Raw genomic sequence first — 21,593 nt, 5'->3', positions numbered from 1 at the left:
TGGGTAGGGAAAACAAGACTGGAAAAATAGCTGCCGCAACGACAAGTTTGAGTATGTGTTCGCGTGTGACCATATTGATCAGTGTAGACCAATCGCGGCGAAAAGCGAGAGCCGCGCGAAAATGTGAAAGGCACGCTGATGAGCTCGGTAGTGGAAACCGCAGTAAACGAATTGAACGCCAAACTTGACGGCGAAGGCATTGACGGGGTTGCCAAATTCGTCATCGAAAACGAAGGTAGCATTATGATCGACCATAATGGTGCCCGCGCAGCTGATGATGAGGCCGATGTGACCTTGACTGCCGATGCAGAGACTTTCCAAGCGATTCTGGAAGGCGATCTGGATGCAACCGCCGCTTTCATGACCGGCCGGCTATCGCTGGACGGTGACATGGGTCTGGCGATGAAGCTTGGAAGTGTGCTGAGCTAATGTTTGAGAAAGCGCCACTTTTCACCGACATTGCTGAAGGACCGAAAGGTGGCGTTGCCTCTTGGGTAGAAACCGAAGACGGCCTCCGCGTCAGGATCGGCTGCTGGGATGATCCCGCGGCCAAGGGAACCGTACTGCTGTTCCCCGGACGCACCGAATATATCGAAAAATATGGCCGGACCGCCAAAGACTTTGCCGCCTTGGGCCTTAGCACTTTGGCCATCGACTGGCGCGGTCAAGGTCTGGCGGACCGGATATTGCGCGACCGTTTGATCGGCCACGTGGATCACTTCACCGACTATCAACGTGATGTGCGGGCCATGCTGCGTTATGCCGAGGCCCGCCGCCTGCCCAAGCCGTGGTTCATTCTGGGCCACTCGATGGGGGGCTGCATTGCCTTACGCGCAGTGATGGAAGGCGCACCTGTCAGCGGCGTAATGTTCACCGCGCCCATGTGGGGCATACAGTTGACGCCGCTGCTGCGCCCCGTTGCTTGGACCGTGTCCTGGGCTGCCAAGATGGTCTCGCTCGGGCATCTGATCGCCCCCAGCACCAGCCGCAAACCCTATCCTGAGGTCGCGCCGTTTCTGGGCAACCTGCTGACCACGGACGCGGAAACCTACGACTATATGAAAAAACAGACCCGCGTTGAGCCCGATCTGGCTCTGGGCGGTCCTAGCCTGCATTGGCTAAATCAGGCCCTGCGGGAAACCAATGCGCTGGCCTCTATGCCATCGCCCAAGCTGCCGTGCCTGACCTTCCTTGGCACTCTTGAATCAATCGTGGATTCTGATGCGGTCCATCGCCGGATGGGACATTGGGACGACGGCCAGTTGGTGATGCAAGAAGGCGGCCAGCACGAAGTCCTGATGGAGACACCGGAAATCCGCGCAGACGTGATGCGGTTGATCGGCGAGTTTACATCTGAACTCATCCCCGCCTAATTCAGCCCGCTGCGCAAATCCCCTGTGATCCACCCTATGCAGGGCGACCCTCTGCGCTATCTTGCTCTGCATGAGCAGATCTTCGGTCCTGACCTTTACCAACAAGGGCATCTACTGCCCCGCAGGTGATTTCTACCTTGATCCATGGCGACCTGTGGATCGGGCTGTGATCAGCCATGCCCATTCGGATCACGCCCGTTTCGGGCACCGGCACTATCTGGCAACGCCGCAATCGGCCCCCGTTATGCGCCATCGTCTGGGAGACATCGCGCTGGACACCCTGCCCTACGGCGAGACCTGCCAGATCGGATATGCCAAGGTCAGCCTGCATCCCGCGGGCCATGTGCCCGGCTCCGCCCAAATCAGGGTCGAGGTAGATGGCGAGGTCTGGGTTTTCTCTGGCGACTACAAACCCGAACCGGACGGCTTCTGCGAAGCTTTTGAGCCCCAGCGGTGCCACGCCTTCATCTCGGAATGCACCTTCGGCCTGCCGGTCTTCAACTGGCAGCCGCAACAAATGGTCATGGATGAGATCAATTCATGGTGGGCTGCCAACCGCGATGAGGGGCGCTTTAGCCTGCTGGCGGCCTATTCGTTTGGCAAAGCGCAGCGCCTGCTGGCGCAAGTGGACCCGTCCATTGGCCCCATCCTGACACACGGCGCAGTCGAGGCCACAAACGCCGCCCTGCGCCAGATCGGGTACCACCTGCCCAACACGGTCCAAGTCACCGCCGATCTGGACCCGAACGCGTACAAAGGCGCGCTGGTGATCGCACCGCCCTCGGCCATCGGGGCGGCATGGGCGAAACGGTTCAAGCCCGCGCAAACCGCCATGGCCAGCGGCTGGATGCGCCTTCGCGGCATCCGGCGGCGGCGGTCGATGGATCGGGGCTTTGCCCTGTCGGATCACGCGGATTGGCAGGGCCTGAACGACTCCATTCGCGCCACAGGGGCCGAGCGGATTTTTGTCACCCACGGCTACACCGAAGTCTTCAGCCGCTGGCTGACCGAACAAGGCTATGACGCCTCCATCGTCGCGACCGAGTATTCGGACGACAGCCTCGAACAGGCAGAGGTTGCGGAATAGCCAAGATGCAGCAGTTCACCGACCTTTTCAGGCAGATCGACAGCACCACCTCAACCAACGCAAAAGTTGCCGCTTTGGCCACTTTCTTCGGCACCGCCTCGGACGAAGACAAACTGTGGTGCATCGCGCTGTTTTCCGGCAGACGCCCCAAGCGGGCAGTCACCAGCGCCCGCTTGCGGGAATGGGCCGCCGAAGCAGCAGGCGTGCCCTTGTGGCTGCTGGAAGAGGCCTACCCCGTGGTTGGCGATCTGTCCGAGACAATCGCTCTGATCCTACCCCCGAGCGACCGGCAGGATGCGCAACCCCTGAGCGCATGGATGACCTTTGTGCTGATGCTGGCCGACATGCCGGAAGAAGAGCGCAAAGCACAAATCCTGTCTGCATGGGGCGATCTGGATGACACCCAGCGCTTTGTATTCAACAAGCTTCTGACGGGAGGCTTTCGTGTCGGCGTCAGCCAGCGCCTGATGACCCGCGCCCTAGCCCAAGCCACCGATCTGGATGAGGCCGGCATCGCCCACCGCCTGATGGGCAAATGGACGCCGCAGACCACCAGCTTCAATAATCTGATCCTTGCGCCATCTATCCAAGATGACCTGTCGCGCCCCTACCCGTTCCAACTGGCCCACGGGATTGAGGGCGATGTGGCCGACATTGGCCCACCGACGGACTGGTCCGCCGAATGGAAATGGGACGGCATTCGCGGCCAGATGATCCTGCGCGGGGGCGAGATGCACATCTGGTCCCGCGGCGAAGAGCTTATGACCGACCGCTTTCCTGAACTGCGCAAGGCACTGGACTTTCTCCCCCAAGGCATTGTGATGGATGGAGAAATTCTGGCCTATAAAGACGGCACTCCCCTGCCCTTCAATGACCTACAAAAGCGGATTGGTCGCAAAACCGTGCCCTCCAGCCTGCTGAAATCCGCCCCAGTGGTGATGCAGGCCTATGACCTGTTGGAATATGACGGCCAAGACATTCGCGAACGTCCCTTCGCTGCGCGCCGCGCGCTGCTGGACCGGATGATCCAAGACCTACCGCCTGATGCGCCCGTGATCCTCTCGCCCCAAGTGACCTTCAGCGATTGGGCCGAACTTGCCGCGCTGCGCGAAACCTCTCGTGATCGAATGGCCGAAGGGCTGATGCTAAAGCGCAAAGACGGCCCCTATCTGGCAGGCCGCAAGCGCGGAGAATGGTGGAAGTGGAAGATCGACCCGCTGACCATCGATGCGGTAATGATCTACGCCCAATCGGGCCACGGACGCCGCGCCAACCTCTTCACCGATTTCACCTTCGCCGTCTGGAACGGGAATGAACTGGTCCCTTTCACCAAAGCCTATAGCGGCCTGACGGACGCGGAGTTCAACAAGATCACCCGCTGGGTCCGCGCCAACACACAGGAACGCTTTGGCCCTGTCCGTCGCGTGACCCCAGAACTGGTCTTCGAGATCGCCTTCGAGGGCATCGCAGAAAGCAAGCGTCACAAGTCCGGCGTCGCCCTGCGTTTTCCAAGAATGCTACGCTGGCGCCACGACAAACCGGCGCAAGAGGCCAATACCTTAACCGATCTGAAGGCCCTTATGGGGTAATCCGCACGCCAGCCCTTGCACATCGCGCCCCCGCGCCCTTACCTGTCACCCAAGACAGAAGAAAAAGGACTTTTCATGGCTTATTCGACCCTGCGCACCCATGACGCAAACGCCAGCCGCGGCACTGACGGTCTCGGGGATCTGCCCGAGTGGGACCTGACCGATCTTTACACCTCGCAAGAGGCGCCCGAACTGGCCCGCGATCTGGACTGGCTGGAAGAGGCCTGCAGCAGCTTTGCCGCCGACTACGAAGGCAAACTGGACGCGCTGGATGCCGCCGCGATGCTGGACTGCGTGCTGCGCCACGAACGGATCGATATGGTCTCGGGGCGCGTGATGTCCTTTGCCGGTCTGCGCTATTACCAGAACACGATGGATTCAGATCGCGCCAAGTTCATGTCGGACATGCAGGACCGCCTAACGCGCTATTCGACGCCGCTGGTGTTCTTCTCGCTGGAACTGAACCGCCTGCCCGATGACCGTCTGGAAACGCTCTACGCCGCGAACGACGATCTGGCCCGCTACAAACCGGTTTTCGACCGCGTGCGCGCGATGAAACCCTACCAGCTGTCCGATGAGATGGAGAAATTCCTCCATGACATGGGCGTTGTGGGCGACGCGTGGGAACGCCTTTTCGACGAAACCATCGCTGGCTTGACCTTTGATGTGGACGGCGAAGACCTGAGCATTGAAGAGACCCTGAACCTCTTGACAGAACAGGACCGCAGCCAGCGCGAAGCCGCCGCCCGCGCCTTGGGCGAGACCTTCAGCAAGAACATCAAAACCTTCGCCCGTGTCCACAACACGCAAGCCAAGGAAAAAGAGGTCATGGACCGCTGGCGCGGCATGCCCACCCCGCAGACCGGCCGCCACCTGTCGAACCATGTCGAGCCCGAAGTGGTCGAGGCGTTGCGCAACGCCGTGGTCGCCGCCTACCCGCGCCTGTCCCACCGCTATTACGCCCTGAAGGCCAAATGGCTGGGACTGGACACCATGGAGGTCTGGGACCGCAACGCGCCCCTGCCCATGGAAACCCAGCGCAAGATCAACTGGCCCGAGGCCGAAAAGATCGTCATGGACGCCTATGGCAGCTTTGATCAGCGTATGGCCGAACTGGCAGAGCCCTTTTTCAGCAAGGGCTGGATCGACGCAGGCGTGAAACCCGGCAAGGCCCCCGGCGCCTTCGCGCATCCCACCGTAACTGACGCGCACCCCTATGTGCTGCTGAACTATCTGGGCAAACCCCGCGACGTGATGACCTTGGCCCACGAACTCGGCCACGGTGTCCACCAGCGTCTGGCCGCAGGACAAGGCGAAATGCTGTCCTCGACCCCGCTGACCTTGGCCGAAACCGCATCCGTCTTTGGCGAGATGCTGACCTTCCGCAAAATGCTGGAAGGCGCGAAGGACAAGAACGAACGCAAAGTCATGCTGGCCGGCAAGGTCGAGGACATGATCAACACGGTCGTCCGCCAGATCGCCTTCTATGACTTCGAATGCAAACTGCATGACGCCCGCCGCAGCGGCGAGCTGACCCCCGACGACATCAACGCCCTTTGGATGAGCGTTCAGGCCGAAAGCCTTGGCCCTGTCTTCGACTTCATGCCCGGGTATGAGACCTTCTGGGCCTACATCCCGCATTTTGTTCACACGCCCTTCTACGTCTACGCCTACGCCTTCGGCGACGGTCTGGTGAACGCCCTCTATGCGGCCTACCAAGAGCAGCCCGAAGGCTTCCAGGACAAATACTTCGAGATGCTGAAAGCAGGCGGATCAAAGCACCATAAAGAGCTGCTGGCCCCCTTCGGCCTTGATGCCAGCGATCCGGCATTCTGGGACAAGGGCCTGTCGATGATCGAAGGCTTCATCGACGAGTTGGAAGCGATGGAATAACGGCTGCCAGGCAGCGCCAATCTACAAAAAAACAGCAGGCCGCCCATCGGGCGGCCTTCCTTTTGGTAACGATGCGGGGCGGTTTATTTCGCCGCGGCGTAGACCATGTCGATCATGGCTTGCGTGCCCTTTGCGAACTCTAGCGAGCCGGGGTAGTCTACCCGATCCCCACGCACCAACGCCGAGAAATTTTCGACCTGCAGTTTGTACTGCTGCACACCCGCAAACCGCTCTTCGCGGACCACACCGCCGGTGGTCTCAACGGTCAGGCGGGCCTCGCCAAAGACGTTTGCGTTGAAAGGAGCGGTCAACGCCAGAACACCTTTTTCGCCGTGGAATTCCATCCGCTGGCGGTTCGCCATGCGCATGGAATTCAAGAGCGAGAAGGTCACCCCACCGAACTTGCCGGTCACATGGGCATAGCTGTCGATACCGCCGTCATATTCCAGATGGGCGCTGGTGATTTCGGTCGGCTCTGCACCGGTGATAAAGCGGGTCGAGCCATAGGTGTAGACGCCAATATCCGGCAGCGCCCCCCCGCCCGTTTCTGGCCGGTTGCGGATGTTGCCGGTGTCTGCGCGGTTGTCGAAGGTAAAGGTCCCCTGCACATGGCGCAGCGCGCCGATCTCGCCGCTATCCACGATCTCTTGCGCCCGCTGCCACTGGGGGTGGTGCAGGATCATATATGCCTCTTGCACAACCAAACCGCTGTCATCCCGCGCCTTGATCAACGCGTCGATCTGGTCGGCCTTCATTGCGATCGGCTTTTCACACAACACGTGCTTGCCCGCCTTGATCGCTTTCAGCGCCCACTCCACGTGCAGATGGTTGGGCAGCGGGATGTAGACCGCAACAATGCTGTCAGAGGCCAGCATCGCGTCATAATCGGTGAAAACCTCGATATCTGGCGCGAAGGCCTGAAACGGTGCGGCCTTCTCCAGACTGCTGGTCGCCAATGCGGCGAAACGGGCCCCATCCGCCCCATGGATCGCCGGCGCCATATGCTGACGGGCAAAGTTCGCCGCCCCCAGAACACCCCAATTCACCACTTTGGACATTGCTGCCTCCCAAACAAAAATCCCTCGCACCGTAATAGCGCGAAGGATTTGAAGCAACTGTTAGCGATATCGGTCAGTTACACGGCGGGCAACATGCCCTTTTCACGGGCCAGAGTGGTCATCCGCTTTTGCAGCTTTTCAAAGGCGCGCACCTCGATCTGGCGAATGCGCTCACGGCTGACGCTATATTCCGCGCTCAGGTCTTCCAGAGTGATATTCTCTTCACTCAGACGACGCTTCACCAGAATGTCGCGCTCGCGTTCGTTCAGCGCGTCCATGGCTTCAGTCAGCAACTCGCGGCGGGCAGTCATCTCGTCCTGCGCTTCATAGGCGGCAGCTTGGTTGGCGTCTTCGTCTTCCAGCCAATCCTGCCACTGGGCGCCACCATCCTCATCGCTACCAACGGTCGCGTTCAAAGAGGCATCCCCGCCCGACAGACGGCGGTTCATGCTGATCACTTCATCCTGAGTCACACCAAGATCGTTCGCGATCTTCTCCACGTGTTCAGGACGCAGATCACCCTCTTCCAAAGCGCCGATACGCGACTTGGCCTTGCGCAGGTTGAAGAACAGCTTCTTCTGACCCGAGGTCGTACCCAGTTTCACCATCGACCAGCTGCGCAGGATGTATTCCTGAATGCTGGCGCGGATCCACCACATGGCATAGGTCGCAAGACGAAAGCCCTTTTCAGGGTCAAAGCGCTTGACCGCTTGCATCAGGCCCACGTTGGCCTCGGATATGACTTCGGCTTGCGGCAGGCCGTACCCGCGATAACCCATGGCGATTTTTGCGGCCAGACGAAGGTGGCTGGTCACCAGCTTGTGGGCGGATTCAGTGTCCTGATCCTCGACCCAGCGCTTGGCCAGCATGTATTCTTCTTCCGGTTCCAGCAGGGGGAACTTGCGAATCTCCTGCATGTAACGGGTCAGGCCGCCTTCCGGGCTCGGGGCCGGTAGATTTGCGTAATTTGCCATTGTGTCCCTCAAGATGTTACAGGCTTTAACATTCAGCTAGGTAGCCGACTTCAGATATTCAAGTCCTTCGGCCTTGCTTGAGTTCCTTATAAATCGAGAGACACATTGCAGGAAACATGGATTACCGTGCGCTCACGCACACGTGCGCCTATTTCACACCTTCGTGCGCAGCGCTTCGATCAACTGTAACATGTCATCAGGCAGCGGCGCCTCAAAGAGCATTTCTTCATCGGTCACCGGATGGATGAAGCCCAAAATGCGGGCATGCAAGGCCTGACGGGGAAAGTTTGTTGCAGCTTCGATCCCCGCCGCAGACAGCGCCTTGGGGGAAAGCTTGCGGCGCCCCCCATACACAGGGTCTCCGATCAGAGAATGGCCCGCATGGGTCATATGCACGCGAATCTGGTGGGTCCGGCCGGTTTCCAGCCAGCAATCCATCAACGTCGCGGTGGTCGGCGTGCCAAAGGTCTCGACCACCCGCGCACGGGTCACTGCATGACGCCCGTGGGTAAAGCTGACAGCTTGCCGCTGCCGGTCCGTCTTGTGCCGCCCAAGGAACGAGGTGATCTTGATCACATTCCCCGGCTCAAAATTGACCCCGCGCACGCCCTTCAGACGTGGATCGGCGCTATCGGGCATCCCGTAAACGATCGCGGAATAGACCCGTTCAACGCTGTGATCTTCGAACTGAGCCGCCAGCCCGTGGTGGGCACGGTCCGATTTCGCCACAACCAGCAGACCGCTGGTGTCCTTGTCGATGCGATGGACAATGCCCGGACGCTTTTCGCCGCCGACGCCCGAGAGGGTGTCCCCGCAGTGATGAAGTAGCGCGTTCACTAGCGTCCCCGTGGGCGAGCCCGGCGCCGGATGCACCACCATACCCGCAGGCTTGTTCACCACGATCAGGTCTTCATCTTCATAGATGATCTCTAGCGGGATCTCTTCGGCGACGGTGTCCACCTCGGCGGCGGCCTCAACGGTGATGATGATCTCATCCCCTTCGTCCACGGCGATCTTGGGGTTGGTCAGCACCTCGTCACCGCGTTTGACCTTACCGTCCGCGATAAGACGGGCCAGACGGGTGCGCGACAGGGATGCTTCCTCTGGCACATCACGCGCCAAGGCTTTATCCAGACGGGACGGCGGCTCCGCCGAGATGATGACGCTGATGAAGGTCTCGCCCATGTCACTTCCTTCCGACCAGACGCCCCCGGACGCCCGTTTTCTACGCCGCCTTGTGACGGCTCTGACCGTTGTCATGATGGGGGGCCTGCTGGCCATCACGGTCGTGATTGTTTTGCGGTTTCCCGACCCGACTCCCCTATTGCCGGAAGACCTGAGCCTGCCCGAAGGCGTCCGCGTGGCCGCAGTTACACAAGGCAAGGGTTGGTTTGCAATCACCACCGAGGATCAGCGCATCCTGATTTTCGACGCAATCAGCGGCGCATTGGTGCAGGACATCAAAGTTACGCTGCCGAATTCTGGCGCAAATTGATATCCGGACTTTCAAATATTATCCCCTAACGTGAGCGAATTTTCGCCCAATGCGGGAGCACGAAACGCGTATCCCAGAGATCACATCCTGATTAAATTTATTTTTCGAAACTTTACCTAACACGAAAGTTTCGACTCGCCCCCAGAAACACAGCAATCTCAGGTTGATATTGGTTAAATTCGCCTGTTGCCGCACCCCAGCGTTTACTCATGAAACGCTCAAAAAATGGGCAATTTCCTTTAATTATTGACCAGTCCGAGCCTCAGCTTTATCAGCGGAACTGTTGTAATTTAAGATCAGACATCAAGTCGACAAATTATTGCAGACAATGCTGACCAAATTAGGGGTTAAAGTACATGGGTGGCGAACTAGCCAGTTACGATAGAGCGCTAATATTTGGCGTCTATACCGCAATCAACGTCATTGTGTTTATCAGCGGGGTTCTGATTTTCATGATGCAAGCCGGTTTTATGTTACTTGAGACTGGCGCCATGTCGCGTAAAAACGCGATCAACAACATCTTCAAGAACTTCATCGACCTTTGCGTCTGCGGGATCTTTTTCTACTGGTTCGGCTACCCCATCGTTCAAGGTGATTCTATCGTCGTCGACTGGATGCGCGATCTTGGCTTTGCCAACCGCATCGAAAGCAACTCGCCCGGTCCGGTCGTCTCGCTAAACTCGGACATTGCGCTGTTCTTCAACTTTGCCTTCGCCGCGACTTGCGTCACCATCTGCTCTGGCGCGGTGACGGGCCGCATCGCGACCTACGCCTACCTTGTGTTCGGCGCTGTGTTCTCGGCCTTTGTCTACCCGATCGTGGCCTTCACCGTATGGAACGCCGATGGCCTGCTGCACGGGGTTCTTCACGATTTCGCAGGCTCGGTCGTGGTTCACGCTTTGGGCGGCTTTGCAGGCCTTGCAGGCGCGATCATGCTGCGCCCCCGCATCGGCGAGTTCGGCTACGGCAAGGGCCAAGTGGACGCCTTCCGCTTTGCCGGATCTTCGGTCAGCAACGCATCGCACAACATCCCCCTCTCGGCCCTTGGCGTCTTTATGCTGTGGATCGGCTGGTACGGCTTTAACGCTGGCAGCACTTTCGCTGCAGGCTTTGACTTGAGCGGCATCGACCTGAGCGGCGCGATGGTCGCCCCAGAACAGTTTGCCGATGCGGTCTTCAACCAGTTGGTGGACGGCTTTGGCACCGTGATCATCAACACCACCCTCGCCCCTTGTGCTGCGGTCTTTGCAGTGATGGCCTTCTTCATCGTCAAACAGGAAAAGCTGTACATTTCCGACATGCTGAACGGAGCGCTGGCGGGTCTGGTCGGCATCACGGCCAACGCAGACGCAGCCACAGCGGCACAGGCGATGGTGATCGGTGTCATCTCGGGCTTTGTCTACATCCTGACGGTGATGGCCCTCTACAAGGCCAAGATCGACGATCCCGTCGGTGCATTCCCCGTTCACGGCACCACTGGCGTGATGGCTGCTGGCCTTTTTGCCCTGACCACTGGCAGCATGGAAACCGGCCCGACAGTTTTCGGCACACAGATCTTCTATGCTGCGATGATCGCAGCCTTCGGGTTCTTCAGTGCACTGATCACCTTCTGGATCTCCAGCCGCATCATGTATGTGATCAAGGTTTTGGGCAAATCCAAGCACTTTGACTATGGCCTGATGCCCCGCAACCACTTGCGCGTCACCCCCGAGCAAGAGCTTGCAGGAATGGACAAGGAAATCCACGGTCAGGACGCCTACGCGATCCACATCAACGCACCGGGCAAGCTACAAACCGCCCGCGGCAACTAAGCGCAAAACCAACGAAACCTGCAAAAGCCCTCGGAAACGAGGGCTTTTTCCTTTGGGTCAGCCCGTCACTTCTGAGGCTGAACTGTGACCTCATAAGCGAACTCCGTGGCCTCGCCCGGCTGCAACAGAACACTATCGGGCCGATAGGCTATGTCATTACCCGCGCCCTGATAGGCCGCCATCCCGTGCCACGGCTCAATACAGACAAATGGCGCGTCCGGTTTACTCCAGATGCCAAGGTTGGGCGTGTTGGTGAAGGCAAAGTCCAACGCATACCGCGCCCCCTCCGCGCTATAGCGCAGCCCTTGGGCAGTGCCACGCGGAAAGATCATCGCATCCTCATCGAACTGGCTGTGGTCCAGCGTCAGTTGCCCGTCTGCGAAGGGCGATGGATGGGCTTGAGCACTAAACAAGCCACCTTCCAGACGGCATAAATCCGGCGCACCGCCGCCTTTCAGCGTAATCGTATGAGGCCGCCCCTGCGCACCCGGCAAGGGCCAGACAAAGGCGGGATGAAACCCCATCCCGAAGGGCATAACCTGATCTCCGGTGTTCCGCACCGTGACAGTGTTCTTCAGCCGCGTGCCGCTGATCTTGTAGTGGGCATCCAACTGGAACGAGCAAGGATAGACCTCGCGGCTCTCTGCGGTGTCGGCCAAACGCAGCGTAGCCTCGTCCGAATCGTGGAAGATCAGATCAAAGACGCTACGGCGGGCAAATCCGTGCTGTTTCATCGCGCCCACCTGCCCATTGACGGAAACCACATCATCGGGCGCCTTCCCGACAATCGGGAACAACAAAGGCGCACGGCCGGTCCAGAAAGCCTCCTGCCCGTCCCACAGCAACTCATCCCCCTGCGCGGTCGTGAGGCGCTGCAACTCTGCCCCCAGCGCTGAGACTTCGACGGTCAGATCGGCATTGGATAGGATGATGGACATGGGGGCCTCCTGCAGGGAACACCGCTTCAATGAAGCGCATGACGGCAAGAGGGTAAAGGGACCGATCCCACTAACAGGCGGAATAGCCGGCAGAAGGCGCCGGGCGCACCGCGCAACATCAATGTGAGGAAGATGGTACCACCTCCCCGGCTCGAACGGGGGACCTCCTGATCCACAATCAGGCGCTCTAACCAACTGAGCTAAGGCGGCACTGGCGCCGATTTAGCCCTCTCGGACGGGGATTGCAAGCGGGGTTGTCACAAAAAATTCGACAAATCTTGCCAAGCCTCCGGGCACGGGGTACCCGTCAGCATCCACGCTAGGAAGGACACCGCCATGGGTATTGATACCGAACGCGATATCGAAGCGAATATGCAGATCGGCCCCACAGATCAGGGCATGGTCCGTATCTACATCGAGGCAAACGGTCTGGAAATTCCGATGGATTTCGAGCCCGACGAGGCTGAAGAGATTGCTGAAGAGATCCGCGCAGCCGCACAGACGGCGCTGAATATCAGCAAACGCCGCAAGTAATCAGATGCGTGGATCGCGCAGGCCTTGCAAACGCAGGGCCGCGGTCCGGGCAAAATCCCGCGTTAACATTTTACGACGCGCCGCAGCCATCGCTTGCGGCGACGGCATGCGAATGATCTCGGCCTCATAGGCATCTGCGATGATCAGACCGCTGTCCTCGGGCAGCAGATCGGTGGGAAAATCCTCCGAGACCGCCCAGAAAAACCGCTCGCAATACGGCAGGTAGTTTTCCCATTTGGAATCGCTCTGGTAGTCGGCGCGGCTGGACTTGCATTCGACGATCCAGATTTCCCCTTTCGCCCCCAGTGCCATCACGTCCACGCGTAGACCGCGGGCGGGGACAAATTCTTCCAGACATGCGAAGTTATGCTGGAGCAGATGCCGCGAAACCCCGCGCGCCAGAAGCTGGCCGGGCTTGGGATCGACAGGGCTGGGGGTCGGAATGATTTGCATGGGCCAAGTATGAACGAAAAGAGAACAAACTCAAGCACCCTTCCCCCTTGCCGAGCGGCCATTGGCGCATTAGGTGATGGGATGTGGCGGGTGCTGCCCCTCTCGTATGACGGTTTCATTCCGGTGGCCTTAAGCAAATCCGAGGGAGCTGGCTCTGTCCTGGCCCTGGCCTGGTTACCTGGCGCCCACCTGTAAAAACAGGTCCTCGGGAATGCGCAAACCAAGACGGTCGCGTGCGGGCCCGCCACACCTTTTCCTTTGATTAATCTTCTTTGAGTGAACCACCCTTGGCTCGGGCATGAAAAAAGCCGCGACGGTCGCGGCTTGTGGTCATTGGGTGTGGGGGCTCTGCCCCCGGCCTTACGGCCTCCCCCGAGGTATTTTCGCCAAGATGAAATCAGATCCGGCGCGTGCGGCGCACCTCATCGGTGCGGACGGGGATCGGAACGAGATCATGCTGCATGCGGTGCTGGCGATTGCCGCCTGCAGGGGTGTTGTCATCAGCCAGACGCATGATCGCAATGGAGAACTGGACGCCCGCGAAAACGATGCCGTTGAAGACCCAGAGCATCAGCACGGCCAGAACACCGACCGGGCTGGAGCTGACCAGATGCCAGAGATTTGCCACGTTGAGGGACAGTAGTGCAGCGACAAAGATCGCCGACAGGCCGAAACCGATCAGGGTTTGGATGATATAAAGGCGCACGAGTCGGGGCATGCCGTAATCTCCTCTTTCCTACTGGTAAAGGTAGTATGCGCCCCTGCCTCTGTCTAGGTCACGGGGGGAAGATTGGCCGAATGGCGCTTATGCCGCATCAAAAGATATTCGACCCGCCCCGTTTGGGAGGCAGGCCGATGAGATAAATGCGGTTTTCTTGAGCAGATGCGGGGGGACGTCTTAGAACGACTCAGGGCGCGCTTCGCGGGCCATGTGGTCCAGAACCCCGTTCACGAAGCCTGCCTCTTTGCCTTCGGGGAAGAAAGCGCGAGCTACGTCTACATATTCCGAGATGATCACCTTGAAGGGGGTGTCGGTCTGGGTCAGTTCCGCACCGGCGGCGCGGAAGAGCGCGCGCAGGGTGGTGTCGATCCGTCCCAGCGGCCATTTAGCCACCAAAGCGCGGTCGGTCATCTGGTCGATCCGCGCCTGCCAGTTCACGGCATCTTCAAGTATCTGGCTGAAAAGGTCGATGTCCCCATCGATCATCTCGTCGCCGTCGATCTCTTCGCCGAAGCGGAAGTTCAGAAACTCGACCTTGACCTTGTCCAGAGACTGGCCGGCCAGTTCCATCTGGTAGAGCGCCTGAACAGCGTAAAGACGGGAGGCCGAGCGCATTTTACGCTTCTGGTTGCCGGACAGGGGCGCGGGAGTGCTGGTCATCGGATCACGGAGCCTTTGAGAGGTTATGCCAGGCGGTAACTGTCGCCGGAGGGCATAAATCCAACGCCCTCTTTTGAGCCGCCCCACTTACGCGCCAATGCGATCAAATGCAAGGCCGCAGCCGCAGCGCCGCCACCTTTGTTTTGACCCGCGGGTTCGGCACGGACTTCGGCCTGTTCGCGGTTCTCGACCGTGAGGATGCCGTTGCCGACGCAAAGACCTTGCAAGCCAAGCAGAGTGATCCCGCGAGAGCTGTCATTGCAGACAGTGTCATAGTGGGTGGTTTCCCCGCGAATGACGCAGCCCAGGGCCACGTAGCCGTCAAAATTCGACATGCGTTCAGCGATCCCGATGGCGGTGGGGATTTCCAGCGCGCCGGGCACTTCGGCAATCTCATAGGTGCCGCCAGCGGCCTCAATCTCGGCGCAGGCGCCGGACAGTAGGTTGTCGACGATGTCCTTGTAGTAAGGCGCGACGACGATCAGCAGTTTGACCGGCTTGTCGAATGTGGGGCGGTCCAGAGTGTAGTGCTGTTCATTGGCAGCCATTATTCGGCCTCCGAGATTTTGCGGGTTCCGGTGATTTCTAGTCCGTAGGCATCAAGACCGATCACTTTGGGCGTGGGCGAGTTGGTTAGCAGCGTCAGCTTTTGCAGGCCCAGTTGAGTCAAGATTTGCGCCCCGAGACCGTATTGGCGCAGGGTTTGGGGCGAGACTTCGGCTGCCAGTTTCATTTGCAGATCGCGCAAGAGGACCACAACGCCCCTGCCCTCGGCGGCGACGTCTTTCATTGCCTGACTGAATTCGAAGGCGCGGCCTTTGGGTCCGGTGCCGACCATGTCCAGCATGGGATCAAGGCCGTGCATGCGCACCAGTACGGGCTCATCGCCGGAAATATCCCCTTTGATCAAGGCGACATGCTGCGCCCCTTGGGTGGTGTCGGTGTAAACACGCATGGTCCAGTCACCGCCGAATTCCGAGGTGATCTGGCTTTCGCTTTCCAATTTCACAAGGTTGTCGTAGCGGCGGCGGTAGGCGATCAAATCGCTGATGGTGCCGATCTTCAGGCCATGACGCTGTGCGAAGGCCACCAGATCCGGCAGACGTGCCATGGTGCCATCGTCATTCATAATCTCGCAGATCACGCCCGAGGGATTCAGCCCTGCCAGACGCGCCACGTCGGTGGCCGCCTCGGTGTGGCCCGCGCGGACCAGCACACCGCCGTCGCGGGCACGTAAGGGAAAGATGTGGCCGGGGGTGGCAATGTCTGCGCCGGTCTTTCCGGCATCAATCGCCACCGCAACAGTGCGGGCGCGATCATGGGCCGAGATGCCGGTACTGACGCCTTCACGGGCCTCGATCGAGACGGTGAAGGCGGTGGTATGACGGGAGCTGTTCTGCGAGGCCATCAGGGGAAGGTCCAGCGCCTCGATCCGTTCGCCGGTCAGGGTCAGACAGATCAGACCACGGCCATAGGTGGCCATAAAGTTGATCGCCTCGGGGGTACACATCTGGGCAGGAATGCAAAGATCGCCTTCGTTTTCGCGATCCTCGTGGTCCACCAGAATATACATCCGGCCATTGCGGGCGTCCTCAATCACCTCTTCGATGGGTGAGATTGCATCCCGAAGATTTTCTTCGACGGGGCCCGGGGTCTCATAGCTGGCGTCTTCAGACATCATGGCTCTCCTTAGTCACTGACTTTGGGATACCCCAGCCGCCGAGGCAAAACTAGCAAGAACGGGGCAGACAGACTGTGCCCAAATGCAGCATCTCAGGGATCGGCGCTGTCTGCTTCGGGATCGTTATCCTCGGACGGGATCCAGCTGGTCAGCGCCAATGCCAGATGCTTTTCCAACCAACGCACATCCTTTGCGACTCCCGTGCGGAAATCAGCACGCAGCCCCCCTATCCGCCAGTCAGCCAGCGCACGGGTAAAGCGATCTTCCAGACGCTGGCTTTGCCATTCCATTCCTAGAACGGCCCCTTCCGGGGGCGGGCTGATCCCGAGGAATTCACACATATCCCGCAGCGCCTTACCGACCGGCACATACGTGGTGTCCGCGATCAAGATATGCACGTTTTCGCGCCCAAACGCCGCAGTATACGCCTCGACCAAGCGGCGATAGCGGCTGCCGACCGTGTACTGAAGAAAAGGCGAGGCATTGGTGCGCAGACGAGCAGGCTCAAGCGACAGCGCCTCATGAAAGCTGCGGGCCTTTTCGATGCCGCGGGTGCGATTGAACTGATAGGCCATATAGGCTCGTAGAATGGGCGGCTCTAAAGTGATGACCACCTTGGCCTGCGGGACGTCTGCAGCGATGGTGGCGGCCAGTTCCGGCATCAAGCCGTTGATCGTGCTGGCATCGCCCGTCAATCGCGATCTGCCAATCTGGAACGCAAAGGAATATTCGTCCGAGCGGGTGACCACATCCCCTAAAATCGGGTCCATCTGGGCTAGCGTATTCAGATCCATGCCTTTGAAGGCATGGAACCCAAGCTCGCGCCGTGCAGTCATGAATACATCCCGATGCGCCCCCAGCCAGCGCCACAGCAAACTTGCGGAACGGCTGGGAGGCCCGATCAGGAAAAACGCTGGGTTTCCCAAGCTTTCCTCCGATTTAGCCTGAACACTTTGCCAGTCCTCAAAGTAAAATCGGAGGCGTCAAAAAGGATGTTTTGACCTAACCTTTGAAACGCCAAAGTGCTGGGATGAAGCGATATGCCTCGCCTTCACGCATCACGTGGCCGACACCGGGGAACGGGAAATGGTAGGCCATGACGGTGATCCGGTCTTCAGCAGCCCGATCCAATAGCCCTTTGCGCGTGGCCACCGTTTGCGCCCCGTCCATATCAAAGCCATTGTACCAATCGGGGTGGGCAAAGTTCATGTAGGCATGGTTCATCGCATCCCCCAGCGCGATCAGCTGCTGGCCGTTGCTTTCGATGTGAACCGCCATGTGGCCCGCCGTGTGCCCGGGGGTTGCGATCAAGCGCACGCCCGGAACAACCTCGTCCCCATCTGCGGCCAGCGTCCAGTCCGCACCATCCACCTGAAGCGAGTTAACCGCCCCCACGACGAACTGCTGCATCTCTGCCGGCGAAGATGCCGCCAAGCCGTCTTGCAGCCAGAAATCATGTTCTACCTGACCGATGATGTATTCGGCGTCGGGAAAGATCGCCTCATCGAAATCATCGCGGATGCCCCAGATGTGGTCGGGGTGTGCGTGGGTGATGATCACATGGGTGATGCCCGCCGGATCAATGCCCGCCGCATCCAGATTGGCCATCAGGCGCCCAGTGGTCGGCATAAAGCGATTGCCCGAGCCCACATCGACCAAAATACGCGCGTCACCGATCTCGATATACAGGTGGTTGGTGTGCGAGATGCTCTCCGTCGTGGACAGGAAATAGCTGTCCATAAACGCCTGCACCTCTTCGGGGGCAACGTTGATGCCAAGACCGCTGACCGGCGTGGTCATGAAGCCGTCCGAAATCACCGTCAGCTGCGCATCGCCGATGGCAAAGCTGAAATGGCTGGGGTTGTCGCCAGCGACGGGCCCTGCAAGCTGCGCACGGGGCGCGGTTGCGGTCAGTGCCAAGGCGGGAGCCATCGCGGAAACCTTTAGCAGGTCGCGGCGGCTGGGTTTGAATTGAGTCATGTGATCCTCCCTCACTTGGCGCCAGAATAGCGCAGCAAGGCAGGATCACTCAATAAGATATGAATATATCTTTATGACCACTCTTGCAGGCGCGCCACGTAGCGGGCCAGCGTGTCGATCTCTAGGTTGATCTTCTGGCCTACGGCCACCTCCCCCCACGTAGTCACTTGCTTGGTGTGCGGGATAAAGTTGATGCCGAAATCACAGCCGTTCACCTCATTCACGGTCAACGAGGTGCCGTTCAGCGCGACCGAGCCCTTGGGCGCGATGAACTTTGCCAAGCCTTCGGGGGCACGCAGGGTCACGCGGGTGCTGTCGCCTTCGTCGCGCACTTCGATCACCTCGGCCACGCCATCCACATGGCCCGACACGATGTGACCGCCAAGTTCATCCCCGACCTTCAAGGCCCGCTCAAGGTTCAGGCGCTTGCCCTGCACCCACGCGCCGATGTTGGTCTTGGAGATGCTCTCGGCGCTGATCTCGACGTCAAAGAAGTTCTGGCCCTTGTGGATCACGGTCAGGCAGCAACCATCGCACGCGATCGAGGCCCCCAGATCGACGGTATCCATGTCGTAGACAGTCTCAATCCGCGCCCGCAGATCGCCGCGCTGTTCCAATTCGATAATTTTTCCGATGTCGGTGATGATGCCGGTGAACATGGCTGTCTCCCTTGATTTGCATTGCAGGTAGCCTTTCAGCGCGATTGCAACAAGACTTAGCCCATAAGGTGACTTAATTTGCCCGAAATAATTGCTTAGATTTACCGCGATTGTTGTCGTTTATTGGTACTATGAGTCGTTCTCCCGCACCCCAGCGTCATTTCCTGTTTTTGCAGGGACCGCACGGACCTTTTTTCACGCGTCTGGCCACCATGTTGCAGCATGCGGGCGTTCAGACCTCTCGCATCGGGTTTAACGCGGGCGATGCCTTCTTTTGGCCGGATCGCGAAAGCTACATTCCCTTTCAGCAACCGCTGGAGACGTGGAAAGGGTTTTTCACCCAAATCCTCAAGACGCGCCGGATCACCGACATCGTGCTTTACGGGGACGTTCGCCAGATCCACGCCGATGCCATCAAGATCGCCAAAGCCAAAGGCATCATGGTGCATGTCTTTGAAGAGGGCTATCTTCGCCCCTACTGGATCACCTATGAGCGCGGCGGGGCCAACGGCCATTCGCGCCTGATGGACATGACGGTCGAGCAGATGCGCAAGGCGCTGGCCGGCGCCGATCTGGATGCGCCCCTGCCCCCCGCCAAATGGGGCGACATGCGCCAGCACGTTTTCTATGGGGCCCTCTACCATTGGCAGGTGATGTTCCGGAACCGCGCCTATGCCAGCTTCAAGCCGCACCGAGATTTGGCGGTTGCCGAAGAATTCCGACTATACCTTCGCCGCCTATTGTTAATGCCCTATCAATGGGGCGAGCGTTTACTGGCCACCTCCCGCGTCCGTCGCGGAGGCTTTCCCTACCATCTGGTGCTGCTGCAACTGGCCCATGACAGCAGTTTTGTCGCCCATTCGCCGTTCGATTCGATGCACGAATTCCTTGAGGCCGTGATCGAGGGCTTTGCCAATGGCGCCCCCCGCCACCACCATCTGGTGTTCAAAGCCCACCCGCTGGAAGACGGCCGCGCCCCGATCCGCGAGTCGATCAGCGATCTGTCCGCCAAACACGGCGTCAGCAGCCGCGTGCACTTCCTACGGGGTGGCAAGCTGGCCGCCCTGCTGAATGATGCCCGCAGTGCTGTGACTGTGAACTCGACCGCCGCGCAGCAGGTTCTGTGGCGGGGCATGGCGCTGAAAGTCTTTGGCCGCGCCGTTTACGACAAGCCGGAATTCGTCAGCACCCAAAGTTTGACTGACTTTTTCAGCCAGCCGACCCGCCCTGATTTGAAAGCTTATAAAGACTATCGGCGGTATCTTCTTGAGACTTCTCAGATCGGCGGAGGTTTTTATTCAGCCCGCGGACGGCGGCAATTATTACGTCAATTGGTGGATATGATGCTTCTTGCGGAGGACCCATATGACGCTTTGGAACACGGAACCGCGGCACCAAGGCAACATTTGCGAGTTGTTCGCTGAAAATTGCAATCTGTAGTGCTAGCTTTTTCACAGCCTTTACGGTAGTTTCAGTAAAAAAACTGAGGCAGTAATCAGGTCGAGGAGACCTAGGCAGTGAAAAAAACGACTTCGCACATTCTGCGGGGCGCCCTTGTGCTTAGCGTGGCATTCGGCCTTGCTAGCTGTGGACTTCCCCGCTCTGGCCCCTCCAAGAAAGAGATTTATCAAGGCTCTGTTCTGAGAGAAGGCGATGCTTTCATCGTATCGGTGAACCCGCGCGTGACGCAGGCAACTGCCGTTACCCCTGCCCTTGGCTTTTCGGAATCTTTCCTGAATGCAGGCGTGGTTGGTTCTGACGTGATCCGCCCCGGTGACACGCTGGGTCTGACAATTTGGGAAAACGTGGACGACGGCCTGCTGTCTGGTAGCGAAGGCGCCGCGACCTCTCTGTCCGAAGTGCAGGTAGACGGCGACGGCTTTATCTTTGTGCCCTATGCGGGCCGGATCAAAGCTGCGGGCAACACCCCCGAGGCCATCCGCCGCATCATCACCAACAAGCTGGAAGAGCAGACACCCGATCCGCAGGTCGAAGTGCGCCGCCAAGCTGGCGACGGCGCGTCTGTGTCGGTCATGGGGTCGGTTGGCAGCCAAGGCTTGCAGCCGATTGAGCGTCCGAACCGCCGCCTGTCCTCGATGCTGGCCCGCGCGGGCGGTATCACCATTGAGCCCGAAATCGCCCAGATCACCGTGGTCCGCGGCGGTCAGCAGGGTCAGGTCTGGTTCCAAGACATCTTTGACGACCAGCGTCTGGATATTGCCCTGCGCAACGGCGACACCATTCTGGTCGAGCAAGACACCCGCACCTTCACCGCCCTTGGCGCGACCGGTCAGCAGACCCGTGTGCCCTTCGAAAGCCAGACCATCTCGGCGATCGAGGCGATTGCTCAGGTTGGCGGCTTGCAAACCGGCTCGGCGGATCCGACCGGCGTGTTTGTGTTCCGGAACGAGCCCGCAGAGATTGCCAATGCCGTCCTAGGCCGTGGCGATCTGGTGGGCGACCAGCGTATGGTCTACGTCCTGAACCTGACCGAACCCACTGGCATGTTCGAAGCGCGTGATTTCGCGATCCGCGATCAGGACACCCTCTACGTCACCGAAGCGCCCTTCGTGCGCTGGAACAAGACCATTAGCGCCCTGCTTGGCGGCCTGAACTCGGCCAACTCGATCGCAGGGGCGGCTAGTGGCCTTGGCGGCTAAGGTTGACGCTGGATAACACCCCATTTC

22 protein-coding genes and 1 tRNA gene are annotated in these 21,593 nt (G+C 59.2%); 10 read left to right on the top strand and 13 right to left on the bottom strand.

Going from position 1 to position 21,593, the window contains the following annotated elements:
* Nucleotides 1-138: 138 nt before the first annotated feature.
* From CLV74_RS07925 to CLV74_RS07905, 5 genes are all read left to right on the top strand, one after another.
* Complete coding sequence (locus CLV74_RS07925; protein ID WP_106263695.1) at nt 139-429, top strand: SCP2 sterol-binding domain-containing protein; 291 nt, start codon at nt 139-141, stop codon at nt 427-429.
* The gene (locus CLV74_RS07920) at nt 429-1,373 is read left to right on the top strand and encodes an alpha/beta fold hydrolase (protein WP_106263694.1); all 945 of its coding nucleotides are present in this window, start codon (nt 429-431) and stop codon (nt 1,371-1,373) included. The genes CLV74_RS07925 and CLV74_RS07920 overlap by 1 nt, the downstream gene beginning before the upstream one ends.
* A 70-nt stretch (nt 1,374-1,443) precedes the next feature.
* Complete coding sequence (locus CLV74_RS07915; RefSeq protein WP_106263693.1) at nt 1,444-2,460, top strand: ligase-associated DNA damage response exonuclease; 1,017 nt, start codon at nt 1,444-1,446, stop codon at nt 2,458-2,460.
* Nucleotides 2,461-2,465: 5 nt separating this feature from the next.
* Complete coding sequence (locus CLV74_RS07910) at nt 2,466-4,049, top strand: ATP-dependent DNA ligase (protein WP_106263692.1); 1,584 nt, start codon at nt 2,466-2,468, stop codon at nt 4,047-4,049.
* 75 nt (nt 4,050-4,124) lie between these two features.
* Nucleotides 4,125-5,942: a M3 family oligoendopeptidase gene (locus CLV74_RS07905; RefSeq protein WP_106263691.1), complete on the top strand. Its 1,818-nt coding sequence runs from the start codon at nt 4,125-4,127 to the stop codon at nt 5,940-5,942.
* A gap of 83 nt (nt 5,943-6,025) precedes the next feature.
* Here the strand turns inward: CLV74_RS07905 and CLV74_RS07900 are convergent, their stop codons facing one another.
* The 3 genes from CLV74_RS07900 to CLV74_RS07890 all read right to left on the bottom strand — a co-directional run bounded on the left by CLV74_RS07900 (nt 6,026) and on the right by CLV74_RS07890 (nt 9,159).
* Nucleotides 6,026-7,000, bottom strand: a complete 975-nt coding sequence (locus CLV74_RS07900) for a Gfo/Idh/MocA family protein (protein WP_106263690.1) — start codon at nt 6,998-7,000, stop codon at nt 6,026-6,028.
* Between the two features lie 77 nt (nt 7,001-7,077).
* The gene (gene rpoH, locus CLV74_RS07895) at nt 7,078-7,974 is read right to left on the bottom strand and encodes an RNA polymerase sigma factor RpoH (protein WP_106263689.1); all 897 of its coding nucleotides are present in this window, start codon (nt 7,972-7,974) and stop codon (nt 7,078-7,080) included.
* Between the two features lie 153 nt (nt 7,975-8,127).
* A complete protein-coding gene (locus CLV74_RS07890; RefSeq protein WP_106263688.1) occupies nt 8,128-9,159 on the bottom strand; it encodes an RluA family pseudouridine synthase in 1,032 nt (343 codons plus the stop codon).
* Between CLV74_RS07890 and CLV74_RS07885 the strand changes: the two genes are divergently transcribed.
* Both CLV74_RS07885 and CLV74_RS07880 read left to right on the top strand, forming a co-directional pair.
* Nucleotides 9,158-9,469: a DUF6476 family protein gene (locus CLV74_RS07885; RefSeq protein ID WP_106263841.1), complete on the top strand. Its 312-nt coding sequence runs from the start codon at nt 9,158-9,160 to the stop codon at nt 9,467-9,469. The genes CLV74_RS07890 and CLV74_RS07885 overlap by 2 nt on opposite strands.
* 356 nt (nt 9,470-9,825) lie before the next feature.
* Nucleotides 9,826-11,280, top strand: coding sequence for an ammonium transporter (locus tag CLV74_RS07880; RefSeq protein WP_106263687.1), 1,455 nt, complete (start codon nt 9,826-9,828; stop codon nt 11,278-11,280).
* A gap of 65 nt (nt 11,281-11,345) precedes the next feature.
* On the opposite strand, the gene CLV74_RS07875 is transcribed toward CLV74_RS07880, so the two are convergent.
* The gene (locus tag CLV74_RS07875; protein WP_106263686.1) at nt 11,346-12,218 is read right to left on the bottom strand and encodes an aldose 1-epimerase family protein; all 873 of its coding nucleotides are present in this window, start codon (nt 12,216-12,218) and stop codon (nt 11,346-11,348) included.
* A gap of 133 nt (nt 12,219-12,351) precedes the next feature.
* Nucleotides 12,352-12,428 (bottom strand) — tRNA-His (locus tag CLV74_RS07870).
* Nucleotides 12,429-12,554: 126 nt separating this feature from the next.
* Here CLV74_RS07870 and CLV74_RS07865 point away from each other — a divergent pair.
* Nucleotides 12,555-12,752 (top strand): DUF6324 family protein, encoded by a 198-nt coding sequence (locus tag CLV74_RS07865; protein WP_106263685.1) that lies wholly within the window; start codon nt 12,555-12,557, stop codon nt 12,750-12,752.
* Here the strand turns inward: CLV74_RS07865 and CLV74_RS07860 are convergent, their stop codons facing one another.
* The 8 genes from CLV74_RS07860 to CLV74_RS07825 form a co-directional block, all read right to left on the bottom strand.
* On the bottom strand, nt 12,753-13,205 hold the full coding sequence (locus CLV74_RS07860) for an MmcB family DNA repair protein (RefSeq protein WP_106263684.1): 453 nt from the start codon (nt 13,203-13,205) through the stop codon (nt 12,753-12,755).
* Nucleotides 13,206-13,602: 397 nt separating this feature from the next.
* Entirely contained in the window at nt 13,603-13,923 is a 321-nt protein-coding gene (locus CLV74_RS07855; RefSeq protein WP_106263683.1) for a hypothetical protein, read from the bottom strand.
* Between the two features lie 180 nt (nt 13,924-14,103).
* On the bottom strand, nt 14,104-14,586 hold the full coding sequence (gene nusB / locus CLV74_RS07850; RefSeq protein ID WP_106263682.1) for a transcription antitermination factor NusB: 483 nt from the start codon (nt 14,584-14,586) through the stop codon (nt 14,104-14,106).
* 23 nt (nt 14,587-14,609) lie between these two features.
* The gene (locus CLV74_RS07845; RefSeq protein WP_106263681.1) at nt 14,610-15,134 is read right to left on the bottom strand and encodes a 6,7-dimethyl-8-ribityllumazine synthase; all 525 of its coding nucleotides are present in this window, start codon (nt 15,132-15,134) and stop codon (nt 14,610-14,612) included.
* Nucleotides 15,134-16,264 (bottom strand): 3,4-dihydroxy-2-butanone-4-phosphate synthase, encoded by a 1,131-nt coding sequence (gene ribB / locus CLV74_RS07840; RefSeq protein WP_106263840.1) that lies wholly within the window; start codon nt 16,262-16,264, stop codon nt 15,134-15,136. Before ribB ends, CLV74_RS07845 begins: the two co-directional genes overlap by 1 nt.
* 95 nt (nt 16,265-16,359) lie before the next feature.
* Nucleotides 16,360-17,103: a hypothetical protein gene (locus CLV74_RS07835; RefSeq protein ID WP_106263680.1), complete on the bottom strand. Its 744-nt coding sequence runs from the start codon at nt 17,101-17,103 to the stop codon at nt 16,360-16,362.
* 166 nt (nt 17,104-17,269) lie between these two features.
* Nucleotides 17,270-18,247, bottom strand: a complete 978-nt coding sequence (locus CLV74_RS07830; protein ID WP_106263679.1) for an MBL fold metallo-hydrolase — start codon at nt 18,245-18,247, stop codon at nt 17,270-17,272.
* Between the two features lie 71 nt (nt 18,248-18,318).
* Nucleotides 18,319-18,906 (bottom strand): riboflavin synthase, encoded by a 588-nt coding sequence (locus CLV74_RS07825; RefSeq protein WP_106263678.1) that lies wholly within the window; start codon nt 18,904-18,906, stop codon nt 18,319-18,321.
* A gap of 131 nt (nt 18,907-19,037) precedes the next feature.
* Between CLV74_RS07825 and CLV74_RS07820 the strand changes: the two genes are divergently transcribed.
* Together CLV74_RS07820 and CLV74_RS07815 are read left to right on the top strand one after the other, a co-directional pair.
* Nucleotides 19,038-20,330: a capsule biosynthesis protein gene (locus CLV74_RS07820; protein ID WP_106263677.1), complete on the top strand. Its 1,293-nt coding sequence runs from the start codon at nt 19,038-19,040 to the stop codon at nt 20,328-20,330.
* A 93-nt stretch (nt 20,331-20,423) separates the two neighbouring features.
* The gene (locus CLV74_RS07815) at nt 20,424-21,566 is read left to right on the top strand and encodes a polysaccharide biosynthesis/export family protein (protein WP_106263676.1); all 1,143 of its coding nucleotides are present in this window, start codon (nt 20,424-20,426) and stop codon (nt 21,564-21,566) included.
* The last annotated feature ends 27 nt before the right edge of the window (nt 21,567-21,593 follow it).

The sequence above is a fragment of the Donghicola tyrosinivorans genome (genome assembly GCF_003003355.1).
GTDB classification, from domain to species: Bacteria; Pseudomonadota; Alphaproteobacteria; order Rhodobacterales; family Rhodobacteraceae; genus Donghicola; species Donghicola tyrosinivorans.
The sequence above is the reverse complement of the archived record's forward strand: the minus strand, read 5'-3'. Positions and strand labels throughout refer to the sequence as shown.